Annotated in this window: 15 protein-coding genes; 6 read left to right on the top strand and 9 right to left on the bottom strand. The window is 72.1% G+C overall.

Translation table 11 applies throughout. From position 1 onward, the window contains the following. The first annotated feature begins 1 nt into the window (after position 1). Together ACIBSW_RS18865 and ACIBSW_RS18860 are read left to right on the top strand one after the other, a co-directional pair. Positions 2-7,711, top strand: coding sequence for a SpvB/TcaC N-terminal domain-containing protein (locus ACIBSW_RS18865; RefSeq protein WP_404799380.1), 7,710 nt, complete (start codon positions 2-4; stop codon positions 7,709-7,711). A 43-nt stretch (positions 7,712-7,754) separates the two neighbouring features. After that, positions 7,755-8,177, top strand: coding sequence for a hypothetical protein (locus ACIBSW_RS18860; protein ID WP_354729875.1), 423 nt, complete (start codon positions 7,755-7,757; stop codon positions 8,175-8,177). A 34-nt stretch (positions 8,178-8,211) separates the two neighbouring features. On the opposite strand, the gene ACIBSW_RS18855 is transcribed toward ACIBSW_RS18860, so the two are convergent. Both ACIBSW_RS18855 and ACIBSW_RS18850 read right to left on the bottom strand, forming a co-directional pair. Continuing rightward, entirely contained in the window at positions 8,212-8,781 is a 570-nt protein-coding gene (locus tag ACIBSW_RS18855; RefSeq protein ID WP_354729877.1) for a SigE family RNA polymerase sigma factor, read from the bottom strand. Next, on the bottom strand, positions 8,778-9,392 hold the full coding sequence (locus ACIBSW_RS18850; RefSeq protein WP_354729879.1) for a permease-like cell division protein FtsX: 615 nt from the start codon (positions 9,390-9,392) through the stop codon (positions 8,778-8,780). The genes ACIBSW_RS18855 and ACIBSW_RS18850 overlap by 4 nt, the downstream gene beginning before the upstream one ends. Positions 9,393-9,534: 142 nt before the next feature. Here ACIBSW_RS18850 and ACIBSW_RS18845 point away from each other — a divergent pair, with 142 nt between their 5' ends. After that, the gene (locus ACIBSW_RS18845) at positions 9,535-10,656 is read left to right on the top strand and encodes a 5-methyltetrahydropteroyltriglutamate--homocysteine S-methyltransferase (RefSeq protein ID WP_354729881.1); all 1,122 of its coding nucleotides are present in this window, start codon (positions 9,535-9,537) and stop codon (positions 10,654-10,656) included. A 6-nt stretch (positions 10,657-10,662) separates the two neighbouring features. Here the strand turns inward: ACIBSW_RS18845 and ACIBSW_RS18840 are convergent, their stop codons facing one another. From ACIBSW_RS18840 to ACIBSW_RS18810, 7 genes are all read right to left on the bottom strand, one after another. Continuing rightward, on the bottom strand, positions 10,663-12,795 hold the full coding sequence (locus ACIBSW_RS18840) for a hypothetical protein (protein ID WP_354729883.1): 2,133 nt from the start codon (positions 12,793-12,795) through the stop codon (positions 10,663-10,665). 215 nt (positions 12,796-13,010) lie between these two features. Further along, positions 13,011-13,502 carry a hypothetical protein gene (locus tag ACIBSW_RS18835; RefSeq protein ID WP_354729436.1) on the bottom strand — a complete coding sequence of 164 codons (492 nt, stop codon included), beginning with the start codon at positions 13,500-13,502 and terminating at the stop codon, positions 13,011-13,013. Between the two features lie 46 nt (positions 13,503-13,548). After that, a complete protein-coding gene (locus ACIBSW_RS18830) occupies positions 13,549-16,488 on the bottom strand; it encodes an amidase domain-containing protein (protein ID WP_354729438.1) in 2,940 nt (979 codons plus the stop codon). Positions 16,489-16,631: 143 nt separating this feature from the next. Further along, positions 16,632-18,143 (bottom strand): cellulose binding domain-containing protein, encoded by a 1,512-nt coding sequence (locus ACIBSW_RS18825; RefSeq protein WP_354729440.1) that lies wholly within the window; start codon positions 18,141-18,143, stop codon positions 16,632-16,634. Positions 18,144-18,213: 70 nt separating this feature from the next. After that, positions 18,214-18,756, bottom strand: coding sequence for a hypothetical protein (locus tag ACIBSW_RS18820; protein ID WP_354729442.1), 543 nt, complete (start codon positions 18,754-18,756; stop codon positions 18,214-18,216). A 77-nt stretch (positions 18,757-18,833) separates the two neighbouring features. After that, positions 18,834-19,682, bottom strand: a complete 849-nt coding sequence (locus ACIBSW_RS18815; protein ID WP_354729444.1) for a hypothetical protein — start codon at positions 19,680-19,682, stop codon at positions 18,834-18,836. A gap of 27 nt (positions 19,683-19,709) precedes the next feature. Next, positions 19,710-20,651, bottom strand: coding sequence for an AraC family transcriptional regulator (locus ACIBSW_RS18810; protein ID WP_354729445.1), 942 nt, complete (start codon positions 20,649-20,651; stop codon positions 19,710-19,712). Positions 20,652-20,737: 86 nt separating this feature from the next. Between ACIBSW_RS18810 and ACIBSW_RS18805 the strand changes: the two genes are divergently transcribed. The 3 genes from ACIBSW_RS18805 (at position 20,738) to ACIBSW_RS18795 (ending at position 22,884) form a co-directional block, all read left to right on the top strand. Then, positions 20,738-21,211: an anthrone oxygenase family protein gene (locus tag ACIBSW_RS18805; protein ID WP_354729447.1), complete on the top strand. Its 474-nt coding sequence runs from the start codon at positions 20,738-20,740 to the stop codon at positions 21,209-21,211. A 71-nt stretch (positions 21,212-21,282) separates the two neighbouring features. Next, positions 21,283-22,083, top strand: coding sequence for an NmrA family transcriptional regulator (locus ACIBSW_RS18800; protein ID WP_354729449.1), 801 nt, complete (start codon positions 21,283-21,285; stop codon positions 22,081-22,083). A 9-nt stretch (positions 22,084-22,092) separates the two neighbouring features. After that, the gene (locus ACIBSW_RS18795; RefSeq protein WP_354729451.1) at positions 22,093-22,884 is read left to right on the top strand and encodes an alpha/beta hydrolase; all 792 of its coding nucleotides are present in this window, start codon (positions 22,093-22,095) and stop codon (positions 22,882-22,884) included. Positions 22,885-22,888: the final 4 nt, after the last annotated feature.

Here is a 22,888-nt window from a genome sequence, read left to right as displayed (position 1 = left end):
GATGCAGCCCGCCACGCCCGCCGCCGGGCCGCCGCCGGAGCCCGCCGGCGGCGCGGCCGCCGAGGCCACGCCGCCGGGCCCGCCGCCGCGGCAACCGCCGCCCGCCGGCCTGCCGGAGGCGCCGGCGCTGCCGAGCGTCGCCCTGCCGACCGGCGGCGGCGCGATCCGCGGCATCGGCGAGAAGTTCGGCGTCGACGCCGTGACCGGCACGGCCTCGTTCACGGTCCCGCTGCCGCTCACCCCGGGACGCGACGGCTTCGGGCCGCGGCTGGACCTGGCTTACGACTCGGGGTCGGGCAACGGGCCGTTCGGCCTCGGCTGGAGCCTCGGCCTGCCGGCGATCGTCCGCAAGACCGACAAGGGCCTGCCCCGCTACGACGACGCGCACGAGTCCGACGTGTTCCTGCTCTCCTCGGCCGAGGACCTGGTGCCGGCCGCCGCGCCGTACCGGATCGACGGGTACGAGGTGCGCCGGTACCGCCCGCGGATCGAGGCGACGTTCGCCCGCATCGAGCGCTGGACCCGGATCGCCGACCCGGCCGACGTGCACTGGCGGACCCTGTCCCCCGAGAACGTGCTCACCAGCTACGGCGCCGGGCCCGGCTCCCGGATCACCGACCCGGCCGACGTGCGGAACATCTTCGGCTGGCTGGTCTGCGAGACCCGCGACACCAGCGGCAACGTGGTCCGGTACGAGTACGCCGCCGAGGACGACCCGCGCAGCACCGCGCAGCGCTACCTCAAGCGGATCCGGTACGGCAACGCGACGCCGCTGCTCGACCCCGACGGCGACCGGCCGCGCCTCCTCGACGACGCGGCGGTACGGGACACGCACTGGCACTTCACCGCGGTGTTCGACTACGGCGACCACGACGAACAGCACCCGCGGATCGAGCCGGACCGGCCCTGGGGCACCCGGGACGATCCGTTCTCGGCGTACCGGGCCGGGTTCGAGATCCGGACCGCCCGGCTGTGCCGCCGGGTGCTGATGTTCCACTCCTTTCCGGACGAGCCCTCGGTCGGCGCGGACACCCTGGTCGGCGCGGCCGAGCTGACCTACTCGCCGCGCACCGACCCCACCACTGTGGACCGGCCGGTCTACGCCGAGCTGGTCGCCGTCACCCAGGCCAGGTTCCGCCGCGACGGCGCCGGCTACCGGCGGCGCGCGCTGCCGCCGGTGGAGATGACGTACTCGGCGGCGACCGTGCAGACCCGGGTGCAGACCGTCGCCGCGGACCAGCTCGGATCGCTGCCGCAGGGCCTGGACGGCCGGATCTTCCGCTGGCTGGACCTCCACGGCGACGGGATACCGGGCGCCTTCACCGAGCAGGGCGGCGGCTGGTACTTCCTGCCGAACCTCAGCGGCGGCACGGCGGGCGAGGTGCGCTTCGGGCCGCTGGAGGCGGTGCCGGACCGGCCGAACCACACCCTGGGCGCCGGCGCCCAGCTGATGGACCTGGGCGGCGACGGCCGGCTGGACCTCGCCGTGCTCGGCGGGCCGGGCGCCGGCGTCTACCAGCACGACGAGGACGACGGCTGGCGGCCGTTCCGCGCGTTCCGCCACCGGCTCAACACCGATTTCGACGATCCGAACCTGCGCCTGGTGGACCTCGACGGCGACGGCCTGCCGGACGTGCTCGTCACCGAGGGCGACTCCATCGTCTGGCACCGGGGCCTGGGCCTGGACGGCTTCGGGCCGGCGTACCGGATACCGGTGCCCGGCGACGAGCGCCGCGGGCCCCGGGTGGTGTTCGCCGACGCCACCGAGAACGTCCAGCTCGCGGACATGACCGGCGACGGCCTCTCGGACATCGTCCGGATCCGCAACGGCGACGTCGCCTACTGGCCGAACCTGGGCTACGGCCGGTTCGGCGCGCGGATCACGATGCGCAACGTGCCGCGCTTCGACTCCGAAGGGCAGTTCTCGGCGGCCAAGGTGCGCCTCGGCGACCTGGACGGCTCCGGCACCAACGACGTCGTCTACCTGCACGGCAGCGGCCCCCGGCTGTACTTCAACCAGTCCGGTAACGCGCTGAGCGCGCCGCACCGCCTGGACGGCTTCCCGCTGATCGACAACCTGGCCGGCGTCGAGCTGCTCGACCTGCTCGGCAACGGCACCGCCTGCCTGGTCTGGTCGTCGGCGCTGCCCGGCGACGCGCGCCGGCAGCTGCGCTACCTCGACCTGATGGGCGCCAAGCCGCACCTGCTGACCGGCATGGCGAACAACCTCGGCGCCGAGACCCGGGTGCACTACCGGTCATCGACCTCCTACTACCTCGCCGACAAGGCGGCCGGCCGGCGGTGGATCACCCGGTCGCCGTTCCCGGTGCACGTGGTGGCCCGCAGCGAGGTCATCGACCACGTCAACCGGCACCGGTTCACCTCCCGCTACGCGTACCACCATCAGTACTTCGACGCCGTCGAGCGGGAGCCGCGCGGCTTCGGGCTGGTGGAGCAGTGGGACACCGAGGACTTCGCCGGTGACGGCGACGCCGCGACCTACGTGCCGCCGGTCTACACGAAGTCCTGGTTCCACACCGGCGTCTACCTTGGACGCGACCATGTCAGCGACTACTTCGCCGGCCTGGTCGGGCCGGACGACCGCGGCGAGTACTACCGGGAGCCCGCCTGGGCCGACGATGACGACGAGGCCCGCCGGCGGCTGCTGCCGGACACCGTCCTGCCGCCGGGCCTCACCTTCGACGAGGAGCGCGAGGCCTGCCGGGCGCTCAAGGGTTCGCTGCTGCGCCAGGAGGTGTACGGCCTCGACGGCACCCCGGCCGAGCGGCACCCGTACACCGTCCTCGAGCAGAACTTCACCGTCCGGACGCTGCAGCGACGCGGCGCGAACCGGCACGCCGTCTTTCTGGCCCATCCCCGGGAACGGCTGACCTACACCTACGAGCGCGACCCGGCGGATCCCCGGGTCGACCACTCGCTGATCCTGGCCGTCGACGACGCCGGGCATGTGCTGGACGAGGTGACCGTCGCATACGGGCGCCGGACGCCGGACCCGGCGCTGCCCACCGACGAGGACCGCGCCGCGCAGGGCCGGACGCTGATGACCGCGGCGCACAACACGATGACCGCCTTCGTCGACACGGCGGACCACTACCGCATACCGCTGCCCGCCGACGTCCGGGCGTACGAGATCACCGGGGCGCGGCCCCGCGACGGCCTGCGCTTCGCCTTCGAGGAGTTCACCGGCGGCGGGCCCGGCCGGCGCCGCCTGATCGACCATTCCCGGGTCCTGTACCGCCCCGACGACCTGGGCGCCGCGGCCGGCGACGCGACGGCGCTGCTGCCCCTCGGCGCGCTGGAGCCGCGCGCGGTCGCCGGCTGCACGTTCCGGCTGTGCTTCGACGAACCCCTGCTGCGGCACACTTTCCGGCGCGATGGCGAGGACCTGCTCGACGACCTGGACGCGGTGCTGCGCGAGGGCGGGTACCGCAGCGGATCGGAGCTGGCCGCGGCCGGCGCGTTCCCGGCCGGCGACCCGCCGGGCCAGTGGTGGCTCCCCGGCGACCTGTCCTTCCTGTCCCCCGCCGGGCAGGACGAGCTGGCCTTCGCCCGCCGGCACTTCTTCCTGCCGCGCCGCGCCCGCGACCCGTTCCAGGACGGGGTGACCAGCCGGGACCGGGAGGCGGTCTACGACCGGTACGACCTCGTGGTGGTCGAGACCGTCGACCAGCTGGGCAACCGGACGACGGCGGGGCGGCGCGACGCCGCCGGATCGGGCGTGGACTACCGCATCATGCGCGCCCTGTTCGTCACCGACCCGAACGGCAACCGAGCCGAGGCGGCGGTCGACACGCTCGGCATGCTGGTCGCCACCGCGTCGATGGGCAAGGAGGGCGAGGAGCTCGGCGACTCGCTGGCCGGCTTCGACGCCGCCGCCCTGGACGACCGGGGCCCGGACGGTCCGCCGGACCAGACCGCGCCGGCGCTGATCCGCAAGGCCGGCCGCCGGTACTGCTACGACATCTTCGCCTATCACCGCACCCGGGACGACGCGACGCCGCAGGCGCCGTCGGTGCGCTCGATCGTCCGGGAGACACACGAGTCCGACCTGGCCCCGGGCCGGCGATCCGGGCTGCAGAACACGTTCTCCTACTGCGACGGCTTCGGCAACGACGTGCAGAACAAGGTGGAGGCCGACCCCGACCCGGCGCATCCGGACCGGCCGCGCTGGATCTCCACCGGATGGCGGGTGCTGAACAACAAGGGCAACCCCGTCCGGGTGTACGAGCCGTTCTTCACCTTCGACCACGGCTTCGAGCACGGCGCGATCCGCGGCGTCAGCACGATCAAGTTCTACGACCCGGTCCAGCGGGTGGTGGCGACGCTGAGCCCCGACCACACGTACGAGAAGGTGACTTTCGGGGCCTGGCACCGCACCGCCTGGGACCGCAACGACACCGTCCTGCAGGATCCGCGCACCGACCCCGACGTCGGCGGCGTGATGGCCGGGCACTTCGCCGCCGCCGGCCCGGGCTGGCGCACCTGGTACGCGCAGCGGATCGACGGCGCGCTCGGCCCGCGCGAGCGGGCCGCGGCGCAGCGGGCCGAGGCGCACGCGCGCACCCCGGCGACCACCCACCTCGATCCCCTGCAACGGGCGTTCCTGACCCGCGCGCACAACGGTTTCCGGCCGGCGCCGGTCGTGCTGGACACCCGCTGCGAGTACGACATCGAGGGCAACCCGGTTGCGGTGCGGGACTCGATGACGGCGCTGTCGCCCCTCGGCCGGGTGGTGACGCGCAGCGTGTTCGACCTGATCGGCCGCGAGCTGCGCCGCGACGCCATGGACTCGGGCACCCGGTGGACCCTGTGCGACGTCGACGACAAGCCGCTGCGGCAGTGGGACGACCGCGGCCACCGCACCCGGCCGGTCTACGACGCGCTGCGCCGGCTGGTGCGGATCGCCGTCCGCGGCGCGGACCCCGACGACCGCGACCGTGAGGTGGTGACCGAGCGGACCGTGTACGGCGAGTCCGCGCCGGACGCCGAGCGGCACAACGCCCGCACCCGGATCCACCTGCACCTCGACCAGTCGGGCGCGGCGCTGTTCACCGACTACGACTTCAAGGGCAATCCCGTACGGTCGCTCCGGCGCGTCGCCGCCGAGTACCGCACCGTGATCGACTGGTCCCTCGACGGCGCCGACGACGCCGGCCTGCTCGCCGCCGCCGAGCCCGCGCTGCTGCCCGGCGAGTACCGGGCGACCTCGAGGTTCGACGCGCTGAACCGGGTGCTGACGTTGACGAACCCGGCCGAGGAAGGCTTCGCCGCCGGCGTCACCCGGTACCGCTACAACCGCTCCAACCTGCTGCTCGGCCTCGACCAGCGGATCGAGGGCGCGGCGGAGTGGACGCCGCTGATCCGGCACACCGTGTTCGACGCCAAGGGCCGGCAGCGCCGGCTGGAGCGCGGCAACGGCGTGGTCACCACGTTCGACTACGACCCGCTCACGTTCCGGATGACCCGCCTCGTCACCACCCGGGAGCGCGGTGGCCGGGACCTGCAGCGCCTGGTCTACACGTACGACCCGGTCGGCAACATCACCGCGATCGCGGACGAGGCGCACCGGCCGGTCTTCTTCCGCAACCAGCGGGTGGACGCGAGCTCCGAGTACACCTACGACGCGCTGTACCGCCTGATCCGCGCCACCGGGCGGGAGCAGCTGAGCCGCCTCGGCGCCCGGCCGCGCCCGGCGGGCCCGCGGCTGCCCGGCGTCGCGCTGCCGGACGACCGGCGCGCGGTGGCCCGCTACACCGAGGAGTACGAGTACGACGACGTCGGCAACGTGACCCGGCTCCGGCATCGCGGCCACGACCCGCGACACCGCGGGTGGAGCCGGACGTTCGCGTACGAGCCGGCCGGCAACCGGCTGAGCACCACGACGCTGTCCACCGGCGGGTCCATGCCGGAGCATTACGGCTACGACCGGCACGGCAACCTGACGCGGCTGCCGCACCTGGAGGAGATCGGCTGGAACCACCTCGACCAGCTGCGCACCTCGCGGCGCCGGCGGTCGGCGGACGGCCGCGCCGAGCGCACCTACTACGTGTACGACTCCTCGGGCGCGCGCACCCGGAAAGTCACCGTACGCGCCGGTGGCGGTGTCCGGACCGACCGGATCTACGTCGGCGGCCTGGAGGTGGTTCGCAAGCACGCCGGTGCGCACCGCGGGCTGGTCCGCAACACGCTCTCCGTCGGCGACGGCCGGAACACCGTCGCGCGGGTGACCGCCCGCAACGACGTCGACGACGACACGCCGCGGCGCCAGATCCGGCACCAGATCCCCAACCACCTCGGCTCGGTGACGATCGAGGCCGACGGCGACGGGCGGCTGCTCAGCTTCGAGGAGTACACCCCGTACGGCAGCACGGCGTACCGGGCGGCCCGCTCGGAGGCCGACGCCCGCAAGCGGGACCGGTTCATCGGCCGGGAACGCGACGACGAGACCGGCCTGTACCGCGTCGGCGCGCGGTACTACGCGCCCTGGCTCGCCCGCTGGGCGTCGGCCGATCCCGCCGGGCTGCGCGATTCCACCAACCTCTACACGTACGCGGGCTGCGACCCGGTCAACCAGGTCGACCGCAACGGCGCCTGGAAGGTCAACTGGACACAGGTGGGCATCGGGTTCGCCATCGCGGCGGGAACCGTCGCCATCGGCGCCGCCATCGTGATGACCGGCGGCGCCGCCGCCGCGCCGCTGCTCGCCGGTGCGGCCGCGTTCACCGGCATCAGCGAGGGCGCCATCGTCACCGGGCTGGTGGTGGCCGGCGCCGCAGTCGGCACCGCCAACGTGGTCAAGACCTCGCACGAGCTGACCACCGGCAAGAACTACAAGGGCGACGACCTGTCCGACGAGGAGCTGTCCCGCAAGCTGGGCGCCCTCCCGGTCGACGTGGTCGCCACGATCTTCGGCGTCAAGGGCATCACGCTCGGTGGGGGCGGGGGCGGCGCCGCGGCCTCCGGGATCGCCGACATCGGCGAGGGCGGCGTCGCCGCGCTGCGCAACTTCACCGCGCCGTCGTTCAGCCTTCCCAGCATCGTCGCCAACACCAAGGCGGTGATGCCGGCGCTGACCTCCGCGGCGATCCCGGTCGCCATGGCGATGGTCGGCAACGGCGGCGGGGGCGGGGGCGGCGAGCCGCCGCCGGAGTCGAAGCCGCCGCCCGAGAAGACGTCGTCGCAGCAGCCGCCGCCCGAGGAGGGCCTGGCGCAGAGCTCCTCGCCGAACGCCACCGCGACGACGTCCGGGCCGCTCGCCTCGACGCCGCCGCCCAAGGTGAGCGTCACCAACCCGGGCGGCCTCAACGGCGCCACCGTCGGCAGCTCGACGACCAAGAGCTACCGCGACACCTTCTTCAAGATCTTCCCGTGGCTCAAGGGCAAGATCCGGGTGCACCACGCGATCGAGCGGCAGGTCGAAAAACTCTTCCCGGGCCGGTTCACCACCTCCGAGATCAACTCGCCCGAGAATCTGCGCGGCATCCCCAACGAGATCAACAACTCGGTCCACCTGAGCCAGATCCGCAAGATCTGGAACAAGTTCTACCAGGCGTTCCCGAACGCGACCCGGGAGCAGCTGCTCGCCGAGGCCCAGCGGGTCGACGACATGTTCGGCGCCTGTTTCACCCCGCCGATCAGGCCGCCGGTCTCGACCAACCCACCGCCGACGCCGGCCTCCTCCGGCCCGTGACGGCGATAGACTCCCCCTTCCGCGATCTCGAGAGGACCCGTCGATGCAGTACTACATCGTCCGTCCAGAAGTGCCGGGCGGCCTCGGTGAGAACACCGTGATGGATTACAGCGGCGACCAGCCTCGGGTCACCCACCTGGCGTACGAGTTCGAGGGCTGGCTCGGCGACGAGCTCATCACCTCCCACCCGGCGTTCGCCGCCACCACGGCGCTCGCCGACCGGTTCCAGCAGGCCGGCCTCACCGGGTTCCACACCCGGGCGATGGAGGTGACCACCTCCGAGGACTTCGACGAGATGTACCCCGGACGGGAGCTCCCGCCGTTCACCGAGCTGGTGATCGACGGACAGGCCGGCGTGGACGACTTCGCCGTCGACAAGTCCAACGAACTCGTCCTCTCGCAGCGGGCCCTCGACATCCTGAACACCACCGGCCCGGTCGACACCGAGGTCGAACCCCTGGCGTGACCCGGGCCCGCCTCAGGCCCGCCTCAGGCCCGCCTCAGCGGTCGGCGAAGTCGTCGCCGAGCAGGGCGCGCAGGCGGTCCAGCGCGCGGGCGGTGCGCATCTTGACCACCGAGGCGGAGACGCCCAGGATCGCGGCGACGGTGTCGACGCTGTGGTCCTCGGCGTGCCGCAGCACCAGGACGGCCCGGTCCTCGACGGTCAGGCGGGCCAGCGCGTCCACCAGCGCCAGGCGCAGCTCGGGGGTGCCCGCCGCGGCGCCGTCCGGCCGGTCCGGCAGCTCGGCCAGCACGATCTCGGATCCGCTGCGCCGCCGCTGCCGGTCCAGGACCAGGTTCATCAGCACCCGCCTGCTGTACGCCTCCAGGTTCGCCGCGGTGCGGATCCGGTCCCAGGACGCGTACATCTTGGCCAGGGTGTGCTGGGTCAGATCCTGCGCCAGATGCCAGTCCCGGCACATCAGGTACGCGCTGCGGCGCAGCCGGGTCGCGGCGGACTCCACGAACGCGGTGAACTCCGCGTCCCGGGCCGCCTTGCCCCGGCGCCGGGCGCCCCCGACGGCACGGGTGTCGTCCGCGGGCCGGCTCGGTATCACGGTCTCGGTCACAGGATCCCGCCGATCGGGGCGCTCGCCGGGCAGGCACGGCCGACGATCTGGTCGACGCCGTCCATCGCCGCGTACTGCGCGCGGAACGCGGCGTACTGCTTGGGGTCCGCCAGGCGCACGCGGAACGACGGGGGAAGCTGGTCCGCGCCGACCGAGGCGACGAAGTCGGGATCGTCCGCCCACAGCGCCTTGAACCGCTCGAAGGCCTCTTCCCGGGTCTCGAAGGACTTGAGGGCCACCCGCCCGTCGTCGGCCAGCGACGAATCCAGCGCCTCCCGCTGCCCGTCGGTCGCGCCGGCGCCCAGGAAGATGCCCACGTCGGTGGCGTCGCGCTCCAGCGGCTGAGAGCAGGACGGCGCCGCGACCGTCATCGCGGCGGCGAACGCCACCCCCGGATCCTGCGACCCCGGCCCCCGCAACGCCAGGTTCAGGCCAGCCACCACGCCGAGCACGATCACCACGCCGGCCGCGACGCCCGCCACCGCCGTATGCCTGCGGCGGCGGCGGATCCGGCCACCCTCGGCGATGGCGGCGTGTGCCAGCCCACCCAGGTCGATGCCGGGATCGTCGCCGACCGCCCGGTCGAACTGCTCCCGCATGTCCGCTTCCACTACCGCTCTCCTCGCTGTCGCACCCGGCCTCTGCAGATAGAACCGGATGGACCCCGCATTCGGTCACACCCCCACTGGCGACCGCGGCCGGACAGGTGTACGCAGATATCGAGACGCGACTATCCGCAACGGAAGGAATCCGATGACGCTCCGCGACGCACCGCCGTTCCGGGCCGACCACGTCGGCAGCCTGCTGCGCCCGCCCCACCTGCTCGAGGCCCGAGAGCGGCGGGCCACCGGCGAGATCGGCCCCGACGAGCTGCGTGCCGCCGAGGACCAGGCCATCCGCGACATCGTACGGATGCAGCGCGACGTCGGCCTGCGCTCGGCGACCGACGGCGAGTTCCGCCGGACGTCGTGGCACATGGACTTCATCTACCGCCTCGGCGGCATCCGGCCGACGGACGAGAAGATCCAGGTCCATTTCCGGAACGCGGCCGGCGAGCTCGACTTCGAGTCCGCGGCGCTCGCGATCGACGCGCCGGTCCGGCTGAGGGAGACCGTCTTCGGCGACGACTTCGCCTTCCTCGCCGACACCGTCGACCCCGAGGTCACCGCCAAGCTGACCATCCCCTCGCCGAGCATGGTGCACTACCGCGGCGGCCGGGCGGCGATCGATCCGGCCGTCTACCCGGACGAGGACCAGTTCTGGGCCGACCTGAGCGCGGCGTACGCGGAGCAGGTGCGGCGGGTCGCCGAGCTCGGCTGCCGCTATCTCCAGCTCGACGACACCAGCCTGGCCTACCTCAACGATCCCGAGCAGCGCCGGCTGCTCACCGAGCGCGGCGACGACGCCGAGCACCAGCACCTGCGCTACATCCGCCAGATCAACGCGGCGATCGCGGACCGCCCGGCCGGGCTGGCGATCACCACACACATGTGCCGCGGCAACTTCCGGTCCTCGTGGGCGGCCGAGGGCAGCTACGACTTCGTGGCCGAGGCACTCTTCAGCGAGCTGGCCGTCGACGGCTTCTTCCTGGAGTACGACGACGACCGCTCGGGCGGCTTCGCCCCGCTGCGCTTCGTACCGCCCGGCAAGATGGTCGTGCTCGGCCTGGTGACCACGAAGCGGGGCGCGCTGGAGTCGAAGGACACGCTGAAGCGGCGGATCGACGAGGCGAGCCGATACGTTCCCCTCGACCAGCTGTGCCTGTCGCCGCAGTGCGGATTCTCCTCGACGGTCGAGGGCAACGTGCTGTCCTACGACGAGGAGGTCGCGAAGCTCCGGCTGATCGCCGAGACGGCCGAGGAGGTGTGGGGCTGACCGCCCTCAGACCCGGTAGCGGCGCGCCAGGTGGGTCTGCAGCTCGCGGTGCCGGAACTGGTACACCATCCCGGCCTGCCGGACGACCTTCAGGTGGTGCGCGGCGTGCAGCAGGCCGGCGGCCGACCGACGGCCCGCGCCCGCACCGCGGGCCGCGAGCGGGGCGAGCAGCAGCAGGACGGCCGGGCCGGCGGACAACCACAGGCCGATCAGCAGGCCGAGCCCGGGACCGACCCGGATTCCGTAGTCGCTCTCGCCGTCGAGCTGGCCGCTGAGCGCGAGGAAGCCGGACACGGCGAACATGGCGACGGTGACGACGATCGCGGTACGCAGCAGGTCGCTGCGGTAGCTGCGCAGCGGCGTCAACGTCGGCGAGTCGGCCAGCGGGCGGGACCAGACGGCGAGCAGGCCACGGTCGCGGGGGCCGAAGTCGCCGCCGAAGAGGCCGATCATGAAGAAGCCCGCACCGACGATCACGCCGGCCGCGACGCCGCGGCCCAGGCCCATGCCGATGCCGAACGGCAGGCCGGCGGTGAAGGCCTGACTCAGTACGTGGCCGGCCTCGGCGCGGTCCGGCCACCGGATCCGCAAGCCGGCCGGCACGGTCCGCACCTGCTCGTTTCGGTTGAACGCCAGGCCGCCGAAGGCGCCGCCGGCACCCAGCGCGAACAGGCACACGCCCAAGGTCATCACCGACGGCGTGCCGCGCATGGCCAGGTCGCCGATGAGCGCGACAGCACCGGTGAGAACACCGGCGGCGATCGTGCACACGCGGGCCATGTCCTCCGGCGAGACCCAGAACGGGATCTTCCACCAGCGCAGGTCCGAGTTGTCCTTCAGGTGGAAGGCGGTCCACTCCAGCAGAGCCAGGCCGCGCCGGCGCTCACGCTGCCGGCGCCGTCTGGTAAGCCACCACCGGCGCCGACCGGTGGTGGCGCGCTGGTGTGCGTCCTGACGCGCCAGCTCGCCGGAGTCGTCGGGGTAGGCGCGGTGCAGGAAGAGCTCGATGACCTCGTCGCGGATCTCCGTGTCGGAGCTCGCCTTCAGCAGGTCGCGGGGATCGTGGCCGGCCGGCAACGGCGACGCGTAGGCGGCCAGCGCCAGCGACACGAACAGCGGCGTGTTCAGGGCGGTCGCCAGGGCGCCGTCCGGATCGCCGCGCAGCTGCTCGCCCACCTGGGCCCAGGCCTCCGCCTCGTCGCCGGCGTGCCACCGGGCCACGTGATCGGCCACGGCGTCGGCGGCCAGCGGCCACAGCCGCAAAGCCACGGGTGCCGGCACCCGGCTGCCGGCCTTCTTCGGCCGGGCGTACCCGTCCGGGCGGGTCGTCACCACCACGCGCAGGCCCGCGCGCACCTCCCGGGCCGCTGCCGCCATCGCCTTGGCCCGCAGACCGCCGGGCATCTCGTCGAGGCCGTCGAGGAACAGCGCGACGTCGCCCCGTTCGATCAGCCGCTGCGCCGCGCGTGGCCCGTAGTTCCGGTCGTGGCCCAGCGCCGGCAGCATCCACACGAGGGCCTCCGCCGCCAGCTCCCGCAGCGGTCGCGCCTCGGGGTTCCAGCCACCCACCGTGATCCAGACCGGAACGGGAGGGCGTTGCGGGGTGTCGCCCCGCGCCTGCCGGTCCCGGAGGGCCTCGATCAGGAGCAGCAGCATCGCGGCCGACTTGCCGGTGCCCTTCTCGCCGACCAGAACCAGCAGCGTCGAGCGGCGAAGCACGTCGTAGACCTGTTCGTAGAGCCGGTCGACGACACCCTGCGCCGGCGGCGGCTCGACACCGAGGTCGTTGCGCGAGCGGGACCGTTTCGGATCCCATTCCCAGGTCACCGAGATCGGATGGGCCGGATCGATATCGTGCACGGCCGCCTCTGGCAGCCATTGCGCGAGGGTCCGTGCGGCAAGGGCATCCGCCGCGGCGTCCAGCGGCTCGCTGTCGGCCGCCGGACGAAGCAGGCGCAACGACACTGCCAGCGAGATGGCGCTGACCAACAAGCCTGCCACGCTGGCGATCTTGTCGGCGGCGTCGAGGTGATCCGCCTGATGCGCGACGAACCAGACGCCGGCGGCGAGGGCGGTGACGGCCAGCAGGGGGAACAGGAACAGGACCGGCCGCCGCCGGCGATCTTCATCGAGTGGCACCGATCAAGAATCGCGGAACCGCCGTGGCGAACCTAGGCCGACGGCGGTCGCGATGTCGACAGGCCGCGTTGTGCGACGCCGTCGCCCGCCCGCCCCGCCCCCGTGCTACCAGGCCGGAAGGACCCTCCAGATCCAGGTGTGCGAACGGGCGGCGAACTACCGCTCGCCGCCCGTTCGCTGCTGACTGGCATGTACTTGCTGTCGCAGGCAGAAGCTCAGGACAGCTCGCGGATCCTCTCCTCCAGCACAGCTTCCAGACCATCGGGCAGACCACCGTCTACGAAGCCGTGCAGCCGTTCGGGGAACAGGTCATACGCTCGCCCCGTGTCGTAGTCGGCGTCCGTGGGGACTTCGATCCCGACGGCGGGAGTCAGGTGCACGACGATCGGCAGTGAGACCCCCGAGCGTTCGGTCGCCGGCGTTTCACAGAGAGCCCAGACGTACACGGTCTCCACCTCGGCGATGGCATCGACGGAAACCGGGTCCGTACCGAACGGTCGTACCGCACAGGCCATTCGCCGAGCGCCGGATCCGTTAGGCGCCGAGTCCATCGACATCTTCTCCTCGACTGCCGGCCTCACGAGAGTGGCCAATTCCGCGCCGAGCGCCGCGTCGAGTGACTGCTCACCCGAGTCTCTGACATACCAGAACGCCGCGGAGACAATGGCCGCGACGCCCAGCGCGGCAAAGACCGACTTCTGTATCATTTTGGCGCGTGTAGCCGCCATGAACTGACCTCCCATGGTCGGCGTACTAGGTGCGGTAGGCGTAGTACTTGGCGTTCGGGTAAGCCGCCTTGTTGTTTCGAATGATGGTACTCAACGGCCGGTCTATGAAGTCGGACGAATGGCCGCCGAGGTAGACATCGTACCCGTCGGTCTTGGTCACGATCATCGTGTGGTCCATGATGCCGTTCGCATCCCAGTCGGCTTGGACGACGTCACCGTAAGCGGCCTTCCAGACACTGGAGAGCGACTGGGTCCGTTTCGTCGCGAAGATCGACCAGTTCTCGGCCCCACCCCAGCTGTACGTCTGGTTGACCTTGTTGTACCACCAGTTACTGTTGCTCCGGTACCAGCCTGTGTCCTCAGCCCAACCTCCGGCCTGCAGGGCCTGGGAGACGAAATTGGTGCAGTCATTCTTTTCTCCCCGCGAGTTCTTCGTGACTCGGTACCCGGAGTTGTAGTTTTTATAGTACTTCCGCGCGTATTTCACCATGCACGAGTAGCAGAGACCGTTGGGAATGGTTCCCGCGAGAACTATTCCGCCCGCCCCGGCCCTAGTCGTGGAATATGCGGCCGTCGTGAAACCGGCGGGTGACTGCCCTACCGTCGAGAACGATGCCGTGGTGGCACCATCGACCTTCACCGTGTCGGGAATCGGGTCAGTGCCCTCGGTACTGGCCTCGACGGGTTCGCCTCCGGTGATCGGTTCGTCGTCGGTGGGGCCGGCGGCGTCGTAGTTGTAGTCGGATTCGGACCCGGCCGGAGGCGCCGGCTCGTCGACCGATGCCCCATCGATGATGACGGGAGTGAACTCATTGAGCGGCTCCGTCATCGGCGCCATCGCCTCCTGGGAGACCAACCGCTGGTCGGCCAACGCCCAGGTGGTGCCGCTACGCACGTAGACGAAGGCGCGGTCGACCTTGTGTCCGTACGCGGTATCCGGCGTGTCGCCGGGCATCGACAGGGTGGTTGCCTCACGGAGCCAAAGGTTGGCTTGATCTCCGACGATCTGCACCATCCCCTCGTCCGCGGCGACCGCTGAGACCTCGTAGTCCAAATTGTCCATGAGCAGGATGTCTCCCTCGGTCCGCAGTTTCGCGGCCGAGGTTGTGGCCAGCGCAGCCTGGCTGCTCCACATCGGAATGCCTGCGGTGTTGTCGTAGTGTCCGGTGATCTCATTGGCCCGGTTCTGCAGGAACTGCCTGGTGAGCGGTGCCAGTTGCGTTAACGCGGTGGATTCCGCAGTGGTCATGGTCCGGTTCGGGCGCGCGCCGATGGCGGCTACCCCGGTGCCGGCCCCGAACTGGTAGGAGGTCACCGCGGAGAGGGTGCCTGCGGCGTTGCGGGCGCGAACGTAGAGCGTCTGTACACCGGCCGTGGACGGCTTGATGGCCACGCTGGCCGAGCCGTTGGTCGCCGCCGTGACCACGGTCGTGGGCGGGTTGACGTTGAGGCCATACAGGTACGAGGCGGCCGTGAAACTCGCCGGCGGGGTGAAGGTGAAAGTACCGGTGGTACCGGCCGCGCCCGCCCAGTTCTCCTCTCGGTAGGTCGCAGAAGAGACACCTGGCCCGGTGGTCGGGTTCGAGTAGGTCACCTCGGCGTAGGGCACCTTCGACAGTTCACCGGAGTTGCGGGACCAGAACTGCTTGTACTGGCTGTAGTCGGTCTCGCTGGAGGCACGTAGGCCCATCGTCGGCGTGCTGACGTTGCTCGTGGCGGCCCGCTGGAAGAAGCTCGTCGCGTCGGCGTAGACCCACGAGTCGTAGCAGGTGGTGCTGGTGGACGTGGACTCCTTGTAGCGCCAGACGGGCTGGTTGGTCCACGAGGTATCGGTGGACGCCGCGTCCGTGGTCCAGACCTCCCACGGCTTCGGGTCGCACGAACTCGAGAACGGGCTGGCGAAGTTCACCTTCGCGGTCTTGATCTTCATGCCGCGAAGCGCGGTCGCGTCCCATGTCACGAAGGACCGGGCGATCAGGGAACTGTCCCAGGCACCGAGGAACAACGAGTCCGCGTCGTGCCAACCGGTCGGGTAACCCTTCATGACGGTCGTGGTGTTCGCCGTGGTGAGCCGGGTGATCTGCGGGTCGATGACCACCGGATACACCGTGTCGGGACTCGTCAGCCACTTCTGATCGGGCTTGAGCCGCAGCGTCACCGGCGAACCGGTACCGGCCGTGCTCCGGGCCGCGGCACCCACGGTGTTGACGACGTCAACGACAACCTGCCGCGTCGGCGGACGCCCCTTGGCGGAGTCCCACATCAGCGGTGTCGGCAGGTACGCCGCACGGCCACCGTCGATGTTGCGAACCCGTACCCGGCCGTGCTTGTCCTCGCTCGCCGAGACCACGCCCTGGCCGGTCAGCGGCAGTGTGATCTCCGTTACCCGCTTGGCCGCCGCGGCGGACTTCAGCACGGTGAACTGCTCGAAACCTGTCGGCGTCGCCTGCACCACAAGGTCGACACCGGGCATCACCTCCAGGTAGGTGGCCTTGCTGCCTTCCAGCCGAGGCTCCGGCAGGGAACCTTGCCAACCCATCGTCACCCGTTCGGTGCCGTCGCCGAGCGAGGCGAGATCGCCGGCGCCCGCCGCTCGCGCGCCCGACAGCTTCAGCGCGTCGGGATGTGCCGCGGGCGCGACCGACCCGTCCGTACTCCGCCGCAGTGTGAGGTCGATGGGCACCCACGAGCCGTTCCGCCGGAACCGGACCGCACCCGCCGCGATCACGCCGACGACGTCACCCTCCGGCGTCGCGAAGTATTCGGAGGTCTCCGTTGTCGCTTCACTCAGCGGTACTCGTTGACCGGTTCGCTTCGCGGATGCCAGCGCCGACGCCACGTCCGGCGTCGCGAATGCATCCAGCGCGGTGGGTACCTGCGCGGACGACGGCACCGCTCCCACCGTCGCGCCTACCGCAAGGCCGACCGTGGCCGACAGACCGCCCATCACGCGCCTGCTGAACATGCGAGATGCCCTGGGCATCCCCGCTTTACCCTTCATTGCTCCCCGTCTCACTGATCTTGAACGGGGAAGGTATCCAGGTAAGGCTCCGGAAAGATCAGTTGATCGACCGTTTTGACCGGGTAAACGGCTTGGATCAATACCTACTAATTGCCGGATCCTGACCGTACGGGGCCGGTGTTCCACCAGGTCAGTGGCAGCGTGCCCAGGTGTCGGGTGACCGCGGCGGCGAGGAGCTGGTGGTCGCGCTGTGAGGGGTGCCAGTCGCAGCCGAGCAGGTCGAGCCCGAGGGCGGTGTTGTCGTAGTACAGGGCGGAGACCCGGGCGTCGCCCGCGGCGTTGCGGGTCCTGACGATCTGTTGGATCGAGTCGGCGAGGGCGGTGGTCTGGTAGGAGAGGTCCGGGTAGGTGAGCACGAAGTGGGCGCCGGCGCCGTACCGGGTCCGCAGCTTGTCGAGGAAACCGAGGTACGCGGCGCGGTAGGCCGCGGCCAGTTGGTCGATGGTGGTCCACCTCTCGCCCGCGTTGAGGGCGGTGGAGAAGTCGTTGATGCCGAGGCCGATCACGACCACCTGCGGCCGCCAGGTGCCCGGCACCGGCCACGTCTGGCTGTTGTGGACCGCCTGCAGGTCCGTCTCGTAGTAGGTGCGGAAGTCGTAGCCGGGGTTCTGCCCGTTGTAGTTGCGCACCATGCCGAGCCCGGACCAGGCGTTGACCTGGTAGTCGGCGTTCAGCCCTTTGGCCGTGAGCGCCCCGAACGCGGCGTCGGCGTTGGTGTTGCGGTTGACGCCGCCGGTGGCGGCGCATTCGCGGGTGGTGGACATATCGCCGTAGCCGGCGGTCCAGGAGTCGCCGATGAACTCCATCTTCCGGGCGCGGGGAGCCGGCTTGGACAGGATCGCGCCGCCGGCGTCGGCGACGAGGCCGGCGAACTCGCCCGCGGCCCACGGGCTCTCGGTGCGCTTGGCCAGCCGTACGGTGTGTTCGCCGCTCGTGAGGTTCCGGACCCGGTGGGTGGCCTGTCCCGGGGTCACGACGGTGGCGACCGTCGCGCCGTCGACCTGCACGACGTAGTCGTTGTTCGCGTCGTTGAGGACCAGGCCGACGCCGGTGCCCCGGAACCGCCCCTCGAAGTACGTGCCGGGCCAGGTGTACTGGACGCCGGCGCCCGCCACCCGGACCCGGCTCGGCGTGCTGACCTGGTCGAGGACGGAGGTCGCGGGTGCGCTGGGTGTCGGGTTGCCGTTGCAGGCGACGCCGTTGAGCGCGAAGTCGGTTGGCACCGGGTTCGCGGCGGTCCACGAGCCGTTGAAGCCGACCGCGACGCCGGCGCCGGTGGCGAGGTTCGCGTTCCAGGCGGCGTTGGCGACGCTCACCTGGGCGCCGGACTGGGTCACCGTGCCGTTCCAGAGCTGGGTCACCGCCTGCCCGGCGGCGAACGACCAGGTGAGCCGCCAGCCGGTCACCGGGTCGCCGAGGTTGGTGACGCCGACGTTCGCGCCGAAGCCGCCGTGCCACTGGCTCGTCACCGTGTAGGTGACCCGGCAGCCGGCGGCGGCGCGCGCGGCGAGGGCGCCGGTCAGCGCGGCGCCCGCGGCGACCATGACGGTCGCCACGGCCGTGATCGTCGACCGGTACGGAGCACGGGTCCGGCGCATCGGAGCCTCCTGATCGACAGGCGTCAATACCTTAACCGGTTGAGGTATACCACGCCCGCCCGGTGGTCCGTCAGCCGCCGCAGCCCCACGGGTAGTGGCTCTTGAAGTAGTCCCGGGTGGCGGCGGGCATGTCGGTGCAGAAGTCGGCCGACGAGGCGCCACGGTACTTCCACGACCCCGACTCGTACTCGAAGCGCGCGGTCCCGTCGTCCCCGATCGGCTTGCCGTTCGCGTCCTTGGGTCCGGTCTCGACGACCAGGACGTAGCCGTCGTGGCACTCCGACCTGCCCAGCGTCGCGCCGCGCGCGAGCTGGCTGCCGCCGTTCTTGTCGGTCCGCATCGCCGCGAGCAGCGTCGCCGCGGTCACCGGGCAGGCCCGGCTGGTGACCGGGACGGCCGGGTCGGTGGTGGTGGCGGTGGATCCGCCCGCCGCCGTCGTGGTCGGCGCCGCCCCTGTCGCGGTCGGCGCCGGCCCCGCGGAGGCCGCCGCGGTGGGCGCCGCGGTGGCGCCCGGGCTGCCGGCGGCCGTCCGGTCGCCGGAGTCGGTGCACGCGGAGGCGCTGAGTGCGAGGGCGGCGCCGAGGACCAGCACACTGACCGTACGAATAGACATGGCGGCGCCTCCTGGCAACATGTTGATCACTTGTCAGGCAGGAGAGTAGACAGTCGACACAACCGCCGGACGCGCCCTCAGCCGGCGGGCCGGTCGTCGCCGTCGCCGCGGGCGCTGAGTACAGAAGGCGGCGCCGAGCGGGAGCCCCTGGTGGCGTCGTATGCGGCATTCACCTCGGCGATGCGGCGCACCAGAGCCGGGACGTCCGCCTCTGCGCGGTACAGCGAGGCCCACAAGTCTTCCTCGAGCGCGATCGCCGCCGCCTCCCACGGCTGTGCCGCCGCCGGTACCTCCCCGTCCTCCTCGTCGGCCCGCCGAAAGAGCGCCCGTGACCGCGCCCGTAACGCCAGGCCCGCGAAGCCCGTGATCAGGCTGAACGGCCAGCCGTCCACCGCAAACGCCCACGGCAGCCTCCGGCCGATCCGTTCCACGCCGAGCGCCTTCACCAGGTCGAACACGAGATCGTCTGCCGACCGCCAGTCCGCGTCCCCATCGTGGGTGAGGATCGCGCCCAGCGCCGAGGGCGCCGGGCGCAGACCCGCGGAGGCCGACCAGGCGGTCAGTTCGGCGACAACGTCGTCCAGGCCGCGATCGGTCGGGCCGGGCATGCCATCCGGCTGATGCTGATACCTGCCGCCACACGCGCCGCCGACCTCCCAGAGATGGGTCAGCGACCCCACCGCGGCCGGCGTCGCCGCACACATCACCGCGCAGTCGCCATCGCTGATGTAGGCGGCGAGGACTGGACTTCCGGTGGCAGCGGCGAGGGCCCGGCACGGTGCGCGCAGGTCCGGCGGGTCGTTCCACCCGGTGGTCTCGAGAAGCTGCCATCCGCCGCCGAGCTCACGCAGCCCCCGGTGCCGATAACCGAATCCCGCGACATCCTCCAGGTCGACCAGCAACCCGCGCGGCCGCGCCACCACCACCGTGCCCCAGTAGCCCACCGGCGCACCCTAGCCATCCGCCGCCGCCGGCCGGTACTCGCGTGGGCTGACGCCGTACTGGCGTTTGAAGGCGGAGCTGAGGGCGAACGCCGTGCTGTAGCCGACCCGGCGGGCTATCGCCTCCAGGGTCAGGGCGGGATCGGTGAGCAGGTCGGCGGCGAGCGCGAGTCGCCAGCCGGTCAGGAACGCCATCGGCGGCTCGCCGACCGTCTCGGTGAAGCGGCGGGCGAAGGTCGCCCGCGACACGGCCGCCGTGCCGGCCAGGGACGCGACCGTCCACGGCAGACCCGGTTCGTCCTGCAGCCGTCGCAGCGCCGGCCCGACGACCGGGTCGCCCTGTGCGGCGTACCAGCCCGGCGCGGCGGCGTCGGGACGCGAGAACCAGGTACGCAGCACGGCGATCAGCAGCAAGTCGAGCAGCCGGTCCAGGACCGCGTTCTGGCCGGGGTCGTCGCGGACGATCTCGGCCGCCAGCAGCGGGATCAGCGGCGAGCCGAGCTCCTTCTCGGTGACGACGACCAGCGTCGGCAGGGCGCGCAGCAGTCGCCCGCTGACCTCGCCGTCGATCAGATACGAGCCGCTGAGCAGCACCGTCTCGCCGGCGATGCTGTTGCCCCAGCTGCGTACCCCGAGGGCGTACTCCTCGCTCAGGCCGCGCCCGTCGGGCGCGTAGCACTGCTGGCCGGGCCGGATGGTCACCGTCACGGGCGTGGTGGCGCGGTCCGCGAGCGTCCACGGCTCCCGGCCGATCGCGACCACGACGTCGCCGGCCGTCAGCTCCAGCGGCGGCCGCCCGTCGGGCCGCGCCCAGGCCGCGCCGCGTACCACGGCGGTGAGGCTGACCGGGACCTCGTCCTCCAGCCGGATCGCCCACGGCGCCGCCATCAGGCAGCGCACCAGGAAGGCACCGCGGGCGCGGGGGCCTTCGAGCAGCGCGGAGAGTCCGTCCACGCCTCGAAGACTAAACGAGACGGTCGGACATGCCGCCGCGCGTCACGGCGATGGCCCCGGCCCGCGCTGGCCGCGAGGGTTGAGGCATGACCGAGACACTGCGCACCCCGCTGCTGATCACCGCCATCGTCGCCGCCGGCCTGCAGGCCGGCACCTACTACGTGTGGGCCTGCGGCGTGATGCCCGGCCTCGCCAAGGCCGACGACCACACCTTCGTGACCACGCTGAGCAGCGTGAACCAGGCCATCGTCAACCCGGTCTTCATGCTCACCTTCCTGGGCGCGCCGGTCCTGGCCGCGGCCGCGGTCGCGACGGGCACGCCGGCCGCCCGGCCGTGGCTGATCGCCGGCCTGACGCTGTCCGTCGCAACCGTGGCGATCACCGTCCTGGGCAACGTGCCGCTCAACAACGCGCTCGGCCGGGCCGCCGCGACGTCCGACGCGGACCTCGCCGCCGTGCGCGCCGCCTTCGAGACCGCCTGGGTGCGCTGGAACGTGCTGCGGACCCTGACCTCGACGGCATCGCTGGCCGCCCTCGCCTGGGCCGCGCTCCGGGCATGATGGACGCTCGCGTATGTGCGAGAGGCGCTCGGCCATGGCCGGTGCGGGTGTCACGCGCCGACGCTGGACCCATGACCGTAACGTTCATCGCCGGCGGTGCCGGCAAGACCGGCGGCCGCGTCGCGGACCGCCTGCACACGCTCGGGCTCGAGTACCGGCTCGCGTCGCGAAGCACCCGGCCGCGCTTCGACTGGACCGACGACACGACCTGGGCGCCGGCGCTCGCCGGGTGCGGCCGCGCCTACCTGGCGTTCCAGCCCGACGTGGGCATCCCGGGTGCCGCCGAGACGATCGGCGCCCTCGCCCGCGCCGCCGTGACCGCCGGCTGCACCCGGCTGGTGCTGCTGTCCGGCCGGGGCGAGCAGGGTGCGCAACGCTCGGAGGAGGCGCTGGCGGCGAGCGGGGCCGACTGGACCGTCGTCCGCGCGGCGTTCTTCGCCCAGAACTTCACCGAGGGTTTCTGGGCCGACCAGATGGCGGACGGCTCGCTCGCCATGCTCGACCACCGCGCCGCGGAACCGTTCGTCGACGCCGACGACATCGCCGACGTCGTGGTCGCGTGCCTGACCCGGCCCGGCCACGGCGGCGTCGTCCACGAGCTGACCGGCCCCCGGCTGCTCACCTTCGCCGACGCCGTCGCCGAGATCGGCCGGCTGACCGGCCGGCCGATCTCCTACCGGCCGCTGCCGGCCGCGGAGTTCACCGCGACGCTCGTCGACGCCGGCTGGCCCGCCGGCGACGCCGACGGGCTCACCGCGCTGTTCGGCGAGGTGCTCGACGGGCGCAACGCCCACGTCACCGACGGCGTACGCCGGGTACTCGGGCGCGCACCCCGCGACCTGACCGATGTGCTCCCGGCGCGGCATCCCTAGACTGCCCTGATGACGGCTGAGCTGCGGGTTCTCGAGGGTGGCGGCGGCGACGGCCCGGTGCTTCTGCTGCTGCACGGGCTCGGCGCGACCGGCGACGTGTGGAGCGGCTGGTCGGCTCCGCTGCGGCGGGAGTGGCCGGGCCGGTGGATCGCCCCGGACCTGCCGGGTCACGGCGGCTCGGCGCCGCTGGCGGCGTACACCTTCGATGCTCTGGCCGAGGCCGTGGCCGGGCTGATCTCGCCGGACGTACCCACCGTCGTGCTCGGGCACTCGCTGGGCGGGGTGGTCGGGCTGGCGCTGGCCGCGCGGCGCCCGGCGGCGGTGCGCGGCGTCGTCGGACTCGGCATCAAGGTCGCGTGGAGCGACGAGGAGCTGCGGCGGGCGCAGGCCCTGGCCCTGCGGCCGCCGGCCTGGTTCCCGTCGCGGGACGAGGCCGCGGCCCGCTACCTGCGGGTGGCCGGGCTGGACGGCCTGCTCGCGGCCGACGACCCGGCGGTGACCGCGGGGCTGGTGCGGCGCGACGACCGGTGGGGCCTGGCGCTCGACCCGGCGGCCTTCGGCGTGGGCCGGCCGGACATGCCGGCGCTGCTGGCCGGGTGCCCTGCCCCGGTGGTGCTGGCCCGCGGCGCCGGCGATCCGATGAACACCGACGAGCAGCTGGCCGCGCTGGGCGTACCGGCGGTGACGCTGGCCGGCGTGGGGCACAACGCGCACGTGCAGGACCCCGAGCTGGTGTTCCCGCTCCTCGCCCGGGTGGAAACGTTCGAGCCCGGCGCCACCGAGGTGGCGCCGGGCCCGTAGCCCG

The sequence above is a fragment of the Actinoplanes sp. NPDC049668 genome (genome assembly GCF_044465445.1).
Taxonomy (GTDB): Bacteria; Actinomycetota; Actinomycetes; order Mycobacteriales; family Micromonosporaceae; genus Actinoplanes.
This window is presented reverse-complemented; position numbering and strand designations above follow the sequence as displayed.